The organism is Nonomuraea sp. NPDC001831, from assembly GCF_042892035.1.
Classification (GTDB): Bacteria; Actinomycetota; Actinomycetes; order Streptosporangiales; family Streptosporangiaceae; genus Nonomuraea.
Genome location: NZ_JBIATU010000004.1, coordinates 18,196 through 30,965 on the forward strand (window position 1 = coordinate 18,196; position 12,770 = coordinate 30,965).

The window sequence follows — 12,770 nt, forward strand, 5'->3', positions numbered from 1 at the left end:
TCAACGGACGCCCGCCGGGGCGTAGCCGCGGGCCTGGGTCGCGAACAGCTCGGCGTACCGGCCGCCGGCGCGTACCAGGTCCTCGTGGTCGCCGCGCTCGACGATCCGGCCGTCGGCGAGCACGGCGATCGTGTCGGCGTCGCGTACCGTGCTCAGCCGGTGGGAGATCAGCAGTGTCGTCCGGCCGGCGCGGTGCTCGCGCAGGACGGTGTGCACCTCGTGCTCGGCGGCCGGGTCGAGACCGGCGTTCGGCTCGTCCAGGATCATCAGCTCGGGACGGTCCCGCAACAGCCCTCTGGCCAGCGCGATCCGCTGCCACTGCCCTCCCGACAACGTCACGCCCGACTGCTCGTCGTCGGAGAACAGCTTGGTGAGCAGCGTGTCGTAGCCGCGCGGCAGCGCCCGTAGGATCGCGTCGGCGCCCGCGCGGACGGCCGCCGCCTCGATCCGCGCGCGCCCGGCCGTCAGGTCGCCGACCGCGATGTTCTCGGCCGCGCTGAGGTCGTAGGCGGCGAAGTCCTGGAAGACCGCGCCCAGTCGTTCGCGCAGCGCCGCCGGGTCGAGTTCGCGCAGGTCCACGCCGTTCCAGAGGATCGCGCCGCGCTCGGGGTCGTAGAACCGGCACAACAGCTTGACCAGGGTGGACTTGCCCGCGCCGTTCAGGCCGACCAGCGCCAGCGAGTGGCCGGAGGGGATGTCGAGATCGACGCCGCGCAGCACCCACGGCTGGTCGGGCCCGTAGCGGAACCACACGTCCCGCACCTCGATCCCCCGCGGGACCGGGCCGGGGGACGGCGCGCCGCGCCCGGACGGCGTGCGCGGGGCCAGGTCGGGTGCGGTGTCCAGGACCGCCCGGTAGTGGCCGAAGAGCAGCAGCGCCTCGTGCGCGGCGGCCAGGCTGCGCACGCCCGCCGCCAGCCCGCCCTGCGTGCCTGCCACCGCCGCCACGAACACCGACAGATCGCCCACCGACGCCCGGCCCGCGGCCGCCTCCGCCACGATCCACACCAGCCCGGCCCCCCAGATGGCGGCGGCCAGCAGCGCCTGCCCGCCCTGTCCCCGGAGCTGCCGCAGCGCCACCCGCCGCCGCTCGGCGTCGATGGCCCGCAGCTCGGCCAGCATCCGGCCGCGGAAGAAGTCCCCGAGACCGAACAGGCGGATCTCCTTGGCGGCGTGCGGCATGCTCAGCAGCCGGGCGAAGAACAGCTCCCTGCGCTGCCCGTGTCCCGTGGTCCGCATGACCTCGGCCTGCTCCCGTCCCAGCCGCAGGTGCACGCGGAGCAGCGGCAGCGCCGCGACGGCGACGAGGACCGCGACGGCCGGGCTCACTCCGGCCAGCGTGGCCAGGAATCCCGTCGTCATGAGCACGGCCTGCGCCAGGCCCAGCGCGCTGGTCACCACCCGGCCGGGCCCGGCACTGCCGGCCCGCTCGGCCAGGTGCAGCCGGTCCTGGAACGCGGGCTCCTCCAGCCGGGCGAGGCCGGGCAGCGCGTTCACGGCCGTGTAGAGCCGGTCGCGGACGAGCAGGCCGACCCGGCGCTCGAACTCGGCGCCGGCGAAGGTCAGCACGTACGGGCCCGTCCCGGCGACCGCGGCCAGCGCCAGCAGCGCGGCGACGTACGGCGCCAGGGCCGCCGCCGTGGTGCCCCGCCCCGCCACCTCGTCCAGGACGAGCTTGGTGTACCAGGCGGTGAGCACCGGCGCCACGCCCGTCGCCGCGGTCAGCACGGCCTGCAGCACGACGTACCATCGGCCCGCCTCCCAGGCGAGCGCCACGGCCTGCCAGAGCGACCGCGCCGGGCTCCCGTCGCCCGGCCTCACACCGGCTCCGCGGTCGGCAGCGCGGCGGGCTCGGTGCCCGAACCGCTGATCACGCCGCGTTCGTCCAGCAGGTAGAAGGCGGGCAGCCCGCGCAGTCCGAAGGCGCGCCACACCGGCCCCTCCGGCTCCTCCTCGATCACCACCTTGGCCGCCGGTCCGATCCTGGCGGCCAGCTCCGCCACCTCGTCGGGCGTGCCGATGAGCACCGCCAGCACCTCCTCCTGGCGGAAGCGGCCCCGGCGCACGTAGTCCAGGAGGCCGGGCAGGCGCTCGCCGCACAGCGAGCAGGCGGGGCTGAAGAAGCCGACCAGGCGGATCGCGCCGGCGTCCACAAGCTCGCCGTCGCGGGTGGTGGCCGTGAACGGCGCGGGCGTCGTTCCGGGCGGGAGCACCGGCAGGGGGATCCGTTCCGGCGCGGGCCCGGCTCCGCGGGCGCCCCCGCTGCCGCGGAGCCGGGCGATGAGCGCCAGCACCAGCAGGAGGTTCAGCACGCTCAGCACGGTGACGAAAATGATCAAGTACGTCATCGGAACACGCTCCTGAGATCGTCGATCTTGATGAGCAACAGCGCCGCGACAGCTCCGGCCAGCCCCGCGACGGCGCTCTGCGCCAGGGCGCCGGCCAGGACCGTCGCCGCCGGGGCAGCGCCGGCGACGTACCCGAGGACGCTCACGCCGGTGAGCAGCACGTTCCTGACCACGTGCACCGGCCGCAGCGTGCGCGGCGGGCCGCCGAAGCACAGGCAGGACGTCGGCGTACGCCGGGCCACGGTGAACGCGACGGCCGCCGTGAAGACCGTGCAGACCGCCGCGGCCAGGGCGAAGCCGTACCGCGGCGGGACCGGCGCGACCAGCAGCACGACGACCGCCGACTCGGTCGTCGTCACCGCGCCCGCCGCCCACCCGCGCCACCGGCGGCGGACGATCCCGCTCTCTTCCAGCGACCGCGCGAAGGCGGGCAGGTCGCGTGCCTTGCCCGCGACCGCGGCGCCGAACACCACGACGAGGGCGACGCCACATCCGACGGCGAGAAGGTCCATGCGCCGAACCGTAGAAAATCGGCGCCTCGGATTTACTGGCAAGCTTCTTAACTATTTGCCAGTATGTCCACCAGGCACACGGGGTGTCTGAGGCGGGGCGACCGGCAGGAATCGCGGCGGGAATCCATATGAGCTCGGGCGGTGAAGCGCTCCGGCGCAGGCGGGTGGCGGCGGGATGGAGTCAGCTCGAACTGGCCACCCGCGCCGGTGTAGGCGTGCGCACGCTGCGCGACATCGAGCGGGGACACGTACGCCGCCCGCAGCGCGCCTCCCTGGAACGCCTGGTCGCCGCGCTGCCCCTGGCCGACGCCGACCGGGCCGAGCTGCTGGCCGGCTTCGAGCGCGCCGCGCCGCCGTGGATCGGGGTGCTCGGCCCCCTCGCCGTCCGACAGGGCGGCGTCGAACTGGACGTCGGCGCGGCGATGCCCCGGGCCCTGCTCGGCCTGCTGGCGCTGCACGCCGGGCGGCCGGTCCCGTCCGACGAGATCGTGGACGTGTTGTGGGAGGACCGGCCGCCGCGCACGTACGACAACCTCATCCACGTGTACGCCGGCCGGCTGCGCGCGGTCCTCGGCACAGAGGCGATCCGGCGCACGTCCGCCGGCCACCTCCTCGCGTCCGCCGCCGATTGCCTGGACCTGGCCGCCTTCGAGGCGCTGACCGCCCGCGCCGGCACCCTCCCCGACGAGCCCGCGGACGACCTCGCGGCGGCGCTCGCGTGCTGGCGCGGTCCGGTGCTCGCCGGATCGCCCGGCCGTCTGCGCGAGCACCCGATCGCGGTGGCCGCCGCCAGGACGCGCGTCGCCGCCGCCCTGGCCTACGCCGACGCCGCCTCCGGCGCCGGGCCGCAGGTGGTGGCCGCGCTGTGGCGGGTGGTGCACGACGAGCCGCTGCACGAGGGCCTGGCCGCCAGGCTGATGACGGCGCTGGCCGAGCAGGGCGAGCAGGCGGCGGCCCTGCGCCTGTACGGCGAGATGCGGGCCAGGCTGGCCGCGGAGCTGGGCGTGGAACCGGGGAGCGAGCTGCGCCGGGCCCGCGAACGCATCCTCACCCGCCCGCCCGAGGTCCCGGCCGGACGGCAACCGGAACGGGCGGTGACCGTGCCCGCGCAACTGCCCGCCGCCGTGGCCGCCTTCACCGGCCGTGCCGCCGCGCTGCGCCGCCTGGACGGGCTCCTGGAGGGGCGGCGGGAGGGGCGGCGGGAGAGCGCGGCCATCGCGGTGCTCACCGGCACGGCGGGCGTCGGCAAGACGGCGCTCGCCGTCCACTGGGCGCACCGCGCCCGCGACCGGTTCCCCGACGGCCAGCTCTACGTCAACCTGCGCGGCTACGCCGCCGCGCACCCGCTCGGCCCGATCGACGCGCTCGCCCGCTTCCTGCACGCACTCGGCGTGCCACCCGAGCAGGTCCCCGCCGACCCGGACGAGGCCGCCGCCCTCTACCGGACGATGCTGGCGGGCAAACGGGTGCTGGTCGTGCTGGACAACGCCTCGGACCCCGGCCAGGTGCGCCCGCTGCTGCCCGGCACGGCGGGCTCGGCCACGCTGATCACGAGCAGGGACACGCTGGCCGGGCTGGTCGCGCTCGACGGCGCCCGGGTGCTGCCACTGCCGGCGCTCACCGAGGCGGAGTGCCGCGACCTGCTCGCCCGGCTGCTCGGCCGCGCGCAGGTCAGGGCCGAGCCGGCGGCGGTGGCCGAGCTGGCCGCCCTGTGCGCCCACCTCCCGCTCGCCCTGCGCATCGCCGCCGCCAACCTGCTCGGCGCGCTCGCGCCCGCCGCCTCCAGTCAGCCCGTACGGCCCGCACACCGGCCCGCACACCGGCCCGCACACCGGCCCGCCGCCGGGCCCGTCGCCGGGCCTATCGCCCGGTACGCCGAGCGGTTGCGGGCAGGTGACCGGCTGGACGCGCTCCAGATCCCCGGGGACGTCGAATCGGCCGTGCGGACCACGTTCCACTTCTCCTACACCGCGCTCACGCCGCCCGCGCGCCGCCTGTTCAGGCTGCTGGGCCTGATCCCCGGCCCCGACATCACCGTCCCGGCCATGGCCGCGTTCCTGGAGACGACCGAAGAGGAGGCCGAGGCGCTGGCGGCCGCGCTGCGCTCGGCGAGCCTGCTGGACGAGCACCTGCCGGGCCGGTTCGCCCAGCACGACCTGCTGAGGTTGTGCGCCGCCGAGTACGCCCGCGACGAGCGGGCCGAGCTGGTCCGCCTGCACCGCCACTACCTCGACCGGGCCGACGCGGCGGCACGTACGCTGTACCCGCAGTTCCTGCGGCTGCCCATGCCGCCCGCCGCCGAACGCTTCCCCGACCACACGGCCGCGTCCGGGTGGCTCGACGCCGAGTTGCCGAACCTGCTGGCCACGGTGACCCACACCGCCGAGCACGGCCCGTACGAGCTGGCCTGGCTCATCGCCGACACCCTGCGCGGCTACTTCTTCCTGCGTCACCAGGTGGCGGAGTGGCGCACGATGGGCTACACCGGCCTGACGGCGGCCAAGGCGGCCGACGAGCGACGGGCGCAGGTCGCGCTGCTGCTCAGCCTCGCCGGGCTGAACGGGTTCCAGGGCCGCCAGCAGCAGGCGCTCGACCATTACGCGGAGGCCATGCGTCTGGCGGAGGAGACCGGCTGGCACGAGGCGCTCACCGCCGCCCTGTGCAACGCCGGCGCCACGTACGCCGACCTGGGCATGCTCCGCGAGGCCGTCGATCACCTCGAACGCGCGCTCGCCCTCAACGAGGACCTCGCCCATACCCCGGCCAAGGCCATCAACCTGGGCAATCTCGGCTGCCTCTACCTGGAGATGGGCCGCCTGCACGATGCCGAGGCCAGCCTGACCCGTTCGCTGAGTCTGTGCCGCGAGCTGGAGCACCGGGCCAGCGAGGCGAACGGCCTGGCGATCATGGGCGAGGTGCTGCACGGCCTGGACCGGCTGCCCGTGGCCCGCGACACCCTCCTGGCCGCGCTGGACCTGCACCGGGAGATCGGCAACCGCGGCAACGAGGCCGACACGCTGCGCAACCTGGCCGCGGTCGAACGCGACGACGGCAACCTCGGCGAAGCGCTCCGGCTGGCCACCACGGCGCTTGAGGCCTCCCATCAGACCGGGCACCGCAGGCTCGTCGCCGACACCCTGCACACCCTCGGCCTGATCCACCTCGCGCTCGGCGACGTGGACGCCGCGCTCGACCACCACAGCCGGGCGTTGGAGCTGGCCAGGGCGGCGGGCAACCGCTATCCGGAGACGAAGGCGCTGCTCGGCCTCGCCGCCGGCCAGAGCCTGCGCGGCGCCGGCGAACCGGCGCTCCGCCACGCCGACCTGGCCCTGGCGCTGGCCCGTACCGCGGGGTACCGCCTGCACGAGGGCCTGGCGCTGGCCCTGCGCGCCCACATCGGCGGGGACGCCGGCGACGCGCGCAGGGCCGGAGAGGTGTTCACGGAACTCCGCCTGACCGCCAAGGCGTGGCGACGCGCCTTCCTCCCTGCGGCCCGCTGACCGGGCGCCGGGCCGGTCCTTCAGGACTTCGCTGCCAGGGTCATCCGCATGCGATCGAGTCACCTCGCCCGGGATGACGCCGTGGACCTGCTCGATCGGCACGGGATGCCGAAGGAGACGTACCGGAACCTGTACGAGGAGGAGTCAATCCTCGTGCCCGGCCCCGCCACGGTGACCGGCGAACTCTCCCGCCGACCAGCACGGGCGCACGCCGTGGGTCGACGAGCAAACGGCTCCCGGTCGCCGCTGCCGGGCTGCACGTGCTGCAGGACCACGCAAGTGATCATTCTTCTCCGTCGGGCCTGGCCGGGGGATGTCCGGTGTTGATGGGCGGCCGAGTCCTCCGCGAGATACGACATGGACCGCGTGGGTGCGGTCGTGATCGCGTCTGGGGCGCCCAGCCGGGCCCCGCACCCTCCACAGGAAAGGCCACCTCGTCCCGGGCCGCGAGCCGAAGCGCGCTGCTCGCCCGTTCTAGATGGGACGATGATGGACGTACTCCACCACTGTCCCGTCGGGGTGCCGGGCGTTGAAACCGGCTCCGGTCGGCACGTCCTGAAGCGGGAACACGATCTCCGCGCCCTCAGCCACCAGCCGCTCGTAGTACGGCCGCACGTCGTCCACCAGCAGGGTGCCCACAGTGTCCCGGAACGGGCGCAAGGCCGCCTCGTCACCGGCGATGATCAGGAACGCCCCCACCGTGGCCAACTCCAGCCCCATCGCCGCGAAGGCGAACCGCGCGTCGATCGCCGTCCCCTGCAACCGCTCGTAGAAGTCGATGCTCTGGTCCAGTTCCTCAGACGGCACGAACACCCGGATCAGCACGCGGGGTTCGGCCAGGTCGGAGGAGTCGTCGCGCAGTCGCCACATGTCATCGCTCATGGCATCCACAGTGGCGCCGGGCGCCGCCGACAGGCAGGGGAGAGTTCATGGGATGAGTGGCACTCATAGGCTGGCGGTCATGAACGAGACCCTTCGCCGCGAGCTCGGCGCCCACCTGCGCGCGGCCCGCGAGGTCGTCGACCCGGCGGACGTGGGTCTGGCCGGCGGTGGACGGCGGCGGACCCCCGGACTGCGCCGCGAGGAGGTCGCGACGCTCGCCGGGGTCAGCGTGGCCTGGTACACCTGGCTGGAGCAGGGCAGGGCGAGCACGACCCGGCAGGTGCTGGACGCGATCTGCCGGGTGCTCGGCATGGACGCGGCGGCGCACCGCCACACGCTGGCACTGGCCGGGTTCCTGCCCGCCTCCCCGGCCACGGCCGCGGGCCCGGCCGTGCTCGGGGAGCCGATCCGGACACTGCTGGACAGTTGGACGTCCACACCGGCTGCGGCCGTGGACGTGCGCTTCGACGTGCTCGCCGGCAACGCCGCCTACCGGCGCTTCTGGGGCGATCCGGACAGCGTGCCGATCGAGCGGCGCAACCTCCTCATCATGCTCGCCACCCCCGGGGGCCACCGCCTGACCGACGCGGAGCCGCTGCTGCGCGGCCTGTACGAGCAGTTCCGGGCCAACACCGGGCACATCCCGGACGACCCACGCGCCGCGGCCGTCGTGGATCTCCTGAAGCTCGAACGGCCCGACGCAGGGCACTGGTGGAGCTGCCGGGCAGTGCGGGAGTTCGCCCCTGTCACGGTCGGCGGGTTCACGTTCTGCCTGCTGCGGCCGGTCGGCGAGGAAGGCGTCGTCATCTTCGCGCAGCTCCCGGCCTGACTGTCCGGAATTGCAGGATCAGGGGTCCTGAACAGGTAGCCCTGAATGCCGGCAAGCACGGCTCGTCTTGTGTTGGGCAGGTGGGGCGTCAGTTGAATGGCGGACGGTCATGCAAAGGGGGGACCGGCAAGGTGCTGCCTCTGTCATTGGTTCGAGTCCGTGCCGAAGGAGTGCCTCAGCGCGTGTACAGCGACGCGACGCCGGACTCCTGGCCGCCGCGCTGCCGGCCGTCGTCTCGCCACGATCCTGAGCGCCGTGCTGGCCACCCTCGACCGGACCACCCCGGCCGGGCAGCGCACCGCCGTCCGTGAACGGGCAGGTGATCTCTTTGATGATCGGATCTGCCGCTTTCGACGACCCATCGAGAGCTCGGACAAAGCCACGAATCTACGAAAGGCCAGGCATCTCCGCGGCCTGATCGTCGGCCGGTACGGTGACCTTCGCCGTGCCCCAGTCCGAGAACACCATCTCCGTCTTCACCGCCGCCCCCTCCAGCGGCACGTTCATGACCAGCTTGGCCGGCAGCCCGTCGGCGCCCACCCAGACGTCGTAGGAGCAGGTGACCCCCTGCGCCACCTGCTCCAGTGCGGTCCCAAGCCGGGCCTGGTACTGCTCGCCCAGGCCGGTGACGCCCTTCATCACCTTCTGCAGCCCCTCCTTGCCGAGCTTGGCCTTGACGGCGGCCAGCGACTGGTCGAAGTTGGCCGCCACGTACGCCTTGGACCCGGTCTGCTTCAGCGCCTGCCCCAGGTCGTAGGTGACGGTGTAGTGGATGCCGAGCGGATCCGGCGCGGAGGTGAGCTTGCCGGTGGCGTACAGGTTCGCGTCACGGGCCCGCGCGAGGTCCTCGACGGCGCTGTCAGCGCCCCCGGGCGCGATCAGCCCGACCATCCCCTTCTGCTCCTCGCCGAACTTCAGCCACGGCTTGCCCTTCGCCCAGTCGGCGTGCTCGCCCGTGGCCGCCACGTACGTGGCCTCCTCGGTCTGGATGACGTGCGTCTTCTTTCCCGGAGACAGGGGGTCCTCGGAGGTCATGTCCACCCGGGTCGCCGTGCCCTCCAGGTGAATGAGCACGTCGGACTTGACGGCCGCCTCATCACCGGTCACCGACACGGCCATCTTGAGACTCTTGTGCTTGGTGAGCTGGGTGTCCAGGACACGCACCACGGCCGCGACCTCGGTCAGGGCGGCCGGAGCACTGGGGGTGGCGGAGGCCGCCGGCACAGGCTTCTCGCCGCCGCCACATGCGGTCATGGTGGCGAGCAGGAGAACGGCGGGCGCGACTGCACGGCGCATGAAGAACTCCAAGAGGGGATTCGGCAATTCGTGCAGAAAGATCGCGCATGAGAAATCGACGGTTCTGCCCGCCCAGATATGGCGATTTATGCCGGGCGGCATCGTAGCAGCCGGCCTACCAGGGCAAATAATGGATCAAGAGGGCACGGCGCAGAGCAGACGAATGTCCCCCCGCTGCCACACCATGCCGACCTCCCGAACCCCAGGGTGGTCCGAAGCGGTGAAAAGGGGCTGGTGACATGGGGGTGAGCAGTAACCCTTCCGGACATGGGAGCGGGGGAGGCGGCGTCGTAGCGTGTGGGCATGGAGCTCGAAGCGCACAAGCCTGACAAGGCGCCTCCCACGTTGAGGGCGCGCATCCGCGTTGTCGCGGTGTGGGTCGCCGGTGCGAGTTTCCAAGGCGGGAGCGGTGGCGTTGCCCTATGCGGGCAGCTGCACGCAGACGCTGGCGCTCACTCACTCGTTGACCGTCCGCGTGCGCGATGTGGCCACCACGATCACACCAGGGGAGAAGCCGCCTCTGGCGCACTGGGAGGCGCTGAAAGACCTGCGGGAACGGTACTCGCTGCCCGAGATCATCAACACCACCGACCGAACTGGGCGGTTTCGGGAAAGGCCACGCCGGGCCGTCGCCGAGGGGCGGATGACGGGCCGACCGTGTCGTATGAGTTCTCGATCGCCGCGGGTGACGAGGGTTCGTTCGGGCGCGTCCGGTACACGATCTGCGAGCCGTGCGGAGTCGGCCTGCTCAACAAGATCAGTTTCTCACCCGAGTGGCAGTGCTGCGGGTTCGGCACGTTGGCCCTGCGCGAGCTGGAGACCCGCCACCCGGGCCTGACCTGATACACCACCGGCCAGTACGCGCACGCTCAGGCGAACCTGCGGCTGCGGGGCTTGCCGGAAGATGAGGCAGGTCAGGCGAACAGCTCACGGAAAGCCGCCTCCTGCTTGGCGCGGGTGCCTTGCAGGGCCTGGCAGAGGCGCTCGGCAGGGACCTCGAACGCGGAGAAGCGGACGGGGTTGCCGCACTCGTGCAACTCCGCCCATGACGATCGATCAACGGTGTCCTCCTGGCCCGGTCCTGGTCTGTCTTCTTGGCTCGTGGCGCTCACGCACGCGCCGGACGGTCACGAGCGAGCAGCGCCGACTCTTCCGCCAGGTTCAGGCCGACACACTCGTCCGGTCGAGGAACCGTTGCAGGCCGGTCCGCACGCCGTCGGTGGGCACGGTGGCGGCGAAGCTCGCCGCCTCGACCGCCAGGCCCTCGTCGATCGGCAGGTTGATCCCGCGGGTCACCGCGCGCAGACACGCCGCGACGGCCGTCGGCGCGTGCCGGATGATCCGGGTGGCCAAGTCCCGTGCGGCGTCGAGGAGCTCGTCTGCCGGTACGACGGTGTTGACCATGCCCAGCTCGGCGGCTCGGGCGGCCGGGATCGGGTCGCCGGTCAGGATCATCTCCAGGCCCCGCTTGCGACCGACGTGCCGCGGCAGGCGCTGGGAGCCGCCGAAGGGGGGCGGGAACCCGAGGGTGATCTCGGGTTTGGCGAAGGCGGCGTGCTCGGCTGCGATCGCCAGCGGAGCGGCCTCGGTGATCTCGCAGCCGGCGCCGTAAGCGAGACCGTTGACCGCGACGATCACGGGCTTGGCGAACTCCTCGATCCGCCGCGTCAGCCCGTGACCGCGGCGCACGATCTCGCGCAGCGCACGTTCGGGTCCTCCTGCGATGCTGGAGGCCAGCGAAGGGATGTCCGCGCCCGCGCTGAACGCCTTGCGCCCGGCGCCGGTCAGGATGACCGCCCGGATGTTGTCGTCGGAGTCGATGAGGTCGAGCTGCGCGAGGAGCGCGTCGATCGTCGGGTAGTCCAGGGCGTTGAGCTTCTGCTCTCGATCGATGGTGACTACCACCATCTGGTCTTCTCGCTCGATGCGCACGGTCATGCCGGGGTGCTCCGTTTCCTCTGGGTTCGACCTTCTGAGGCTACGAGCACCCATCTAGGACGATCCAATAATCGTCCTAGATACAATGGGGCGGTCCCCACGGGTTCTGCAACGGGCAGCAGGTGTGCCATGGGACCGTCGTCCTACAAGGCCGTTGTTCACGAGTTCGCGTCAGCCATCCGCTCCGGCGCGATTCCGACCGGTGCCCGGCTTCCGACCCACCGCGCCCTCGCGCGCGAGCGGGGGATGGCGCTGGCCACGGCCACCCGGGTCTACGCCGAGCTCGCCGCCTTGGGCCTGGTCGTGGGAGAGCCGGGCCGGGGAACGTTCGTCCGGGTGCGGTCCGGCTACGACGGGCTCGAACCGTCGCGCACTCTGCCGGTGCCCCGGGTGGCGGACCTGTCGTTCAACCAGCCCCTGGCCCCCGGGCAGGCCGACCTGCTGCGGCAGGCCCTGCGCACGATGGCGGTGTCGGGAGACGTCGAGGCGCTGCTGCGCCAGCACCCGCCGGGCGGACACCGGCACGACCGGGCGGCCGTGGCCACTTACCTGCTGGGGCGGGGGATCGACACGGCGCCGCGCAACGTCCTGCTGACGAGCGGGACCCAGCAGGCGCTCGACATCGTGCTGCACACCCTCACCCGACCCGGCGACGTCCTCGCCGTCGACGCGCTCAGCTACCCGGGCATCAAGCTCCTCGCCTCGGCACACGGCCTCGACCTGGCCCCCATCCCGGTCACGGCCACGGGACCGGACCTCGACGCGCTCGATCAGATGTGCTGCGCCCGGCCCGTCCGCGCGATCTACACGATGCCCACCGTGCACAACCCGCTCGGCTGGGTGCTCGACCGACAGCAGCGCGACCGGCTGGCCGCCCTCGCCCACTCGCACAACTGCCTGATCATCGAGGACGGCACCTACGCCTTCCTCGAAGCCTCACCGCCACCGCCGCTCCAGGCCCTCGCGCCCGAACGCACCTGCTACGTCGCCGGCCTGTCCAAGAACGTGGCACCCGGCCTGCGCTTCGGCTTCGCTGTGCTGCCCGAGCGCCATGTGGAGGCGGCCACGAGCGGTCTTCGTACCGTGGCTTGGGGAGCCCCGGGAGTCGTCACCGCGCTCGCCACCCGCTGGATCGCCGACGGAACCGTCACGCGCCTGGAGCAAGACCGCCGCGAGGACGCAGCCGCCCGGCAGGACATCGCCCGCGCCGCGCTCGCCGGCCTGGACCTCACGGCACACCCCGTCTCCTACATCGTGTGGCTCGGCCTGGAGTCGCACCAGCGCCCCGATCACGTCGCGGCCGTGCTCGCGGAGAAAGGCATCCTGATATCCACCGCGGACGCCTTCGCCACCGGCCCCCACCGTCCCCGGGCACTCCGGCTGGCACTGGCCACACCGCCCCGGGACGAGCTCGGGGCCGCGTTGCGCTGCCTGAAGGACGCAATCGAGACCATCCCCCCATGAC

10 protein-coding genes are annotated in these 12,770 nt (G+C 72.8%); 4 read left to right on the forward strand and 6 right to left on the reverse strand.

From position 1 onward, the window contains the following. Genes ACFYYW_RS15265 through ACFYYW_RS15275 form a run of 3 tightly spaced genes read right to left on the reverse strand, consistent with a single transcriptional unit; the run spans nt 1 to nt 2,860 of the window. Nucleotides 1–1,821 (reverse strand): ABC transporter ATP-binding protein, encoded by a 1,821-nt coding sequence (locus ACFYYW_RS15265; RefSeq protein WP_387648952.1) that lies wholly within the window; start codon nt 1,819–1,821, stop codon nt 1–3. Then, nucleotides 1,818–2,348: a hypothetical protein gene (locus ACFYYW_RS15270; protein WP_387648954.1), complete on the reverse strand. Its 531-nt coding sequence runs from the start codon at nt 2,346–2,348 to the stop codon at nt 1,818–1,820. The genes ACFYYW_RS15265 and ACFYYW_RS15270 overlap by 4 nt, the downstream gene beginning before the upstream one ends. Next, a complete protein-coding gene (locus ACFYYW_RS15275; RefSeq protein ID WP_387648956.1) occupies nt 2,345–2,860 on the reverse strand; it encodes a MauE/DoxX family redox-associated membrane protein in 516 nt (171 codons plus the stop codon). Before ACFYYW_RS15275 ends, ACFYYW_RS15270 begins: the two co-directional genes overlap by 4 nt. A gap of 128 nt (nt 2,861–2,988) precedes the next feature. Between ACFYYW_RS15275 and ACFYYW_RS15280 the strand changes: the two genes are divergently transcribed. Next, nucleotides 2,989–6,360: a BTAD domain-containing putative transcriptional regulator gene (locus tag ACFYYW_RS15280; RefSeq protein ID WP_387648960.1), complete on the forward strand. Its 3,372-nt coding sequence runs from the start codon at nt 2,989–2,991 to the stop codon at nt 6,358–6,360. Between the two features lie 474 nt (nt 6,361–6,834). On the opposite strand, the gene ACFYYW_RS15285 is transcribed toward ACFYYW_RS15280, so the two are convergent. Further along, a complete protein-coding gene (locus ACFYYW_RS15285) occupies nt 6,835–7,242 on the reverse strand; it encodes a VOC family protein (protein WP_387648963.1) in 408 nt (135 codons plus the stop codon). Nucleotides 7,243–7,321: 79 nt separating this feature from the next. Here ACFYYW_RS15285 and ACFYYW_RS15290 point away from each other — a divergent pair, with 79 nt between their 5' ends. Beyond that, nucleotides 7,322–8,071 (forward strand): helix-turn-helix domain-containing protein, encoded by a 750-nt coding sequence (locus ACFYYW_RS15290; protein ID WP_387648965.1) that lies wholly within the window; start codon nt 7,322–7,324, stop codon nt 8,069–8,071. A gap of 387 nt (nt 8,072–8,458) precedes the next feature. Here ACFYYW_RS15290 and ACFYYW_RS15295 read toward each other — a convergent pair whose 3' ends face one another. After that, nucleotides 8,459–9,367: a hypothetical protein gene (locus ACFYYW_RS15295; protein ID WP_387648968.1), complete on the reverse strand. Its 909-nt coding sequence runs from the start codon at nt 9,365–9,367 to the stop codon at nt 8,459–8,461. Nucleotides 9,368–10,024: 657 nt separating this feature from the next. Here ACFYYW_RS15295 and ACFYYW_RS15300 point away from each other — a divergent pair. After that, nucleotides 10,025–10,210 carry a hypothetical protein gene (locus tag ACFYYW_RS15300; protein ID WP_387648970.1) on the forward strand — a complete coding sequence of 62 codons (186 nt, stop codon included), beginning with the start codon at nt 10,025–10,027 and terminating at the stop codon, nt 10,208–10,210. A gap of 318 nt (nt 10,211–10,528) precedes the next feature. Here the strand turns inward: ACFYYW_RS15300 and ACFYYW_RS15305 are convergent, their stop codons facing one another. Then, nucleotides 10,529–11,275, reverse strand: a complete 747-nt coding sequence (locus ACFYYW_RS15305; protein ID WP_387648973.1) for an enoyl-CoA hydratase-related protein — start codon at nt 11,273–11,275, stop codon at nt 10,529–10,531. Between the two features lie 159 nt (nt 11,276–11,434). Between ACFYYW_RS15305 and ACFYYW_RS15310 the strand changes: the two genes are divergently transcribed. Then, on the forward strand, nt 11,435–12,769 hold the full coding sequence (locus ACFYYW_RS15310; RefSeq protein WP_387648975.1) for a PLP-dependent aminotransferase family protein: 1,335 nt from the start codon (nt 11,435–11,437) through the stop codon (nt 12,767–12,769). Nucleotide 12,770: the final 1 nt, after the last annotated feature.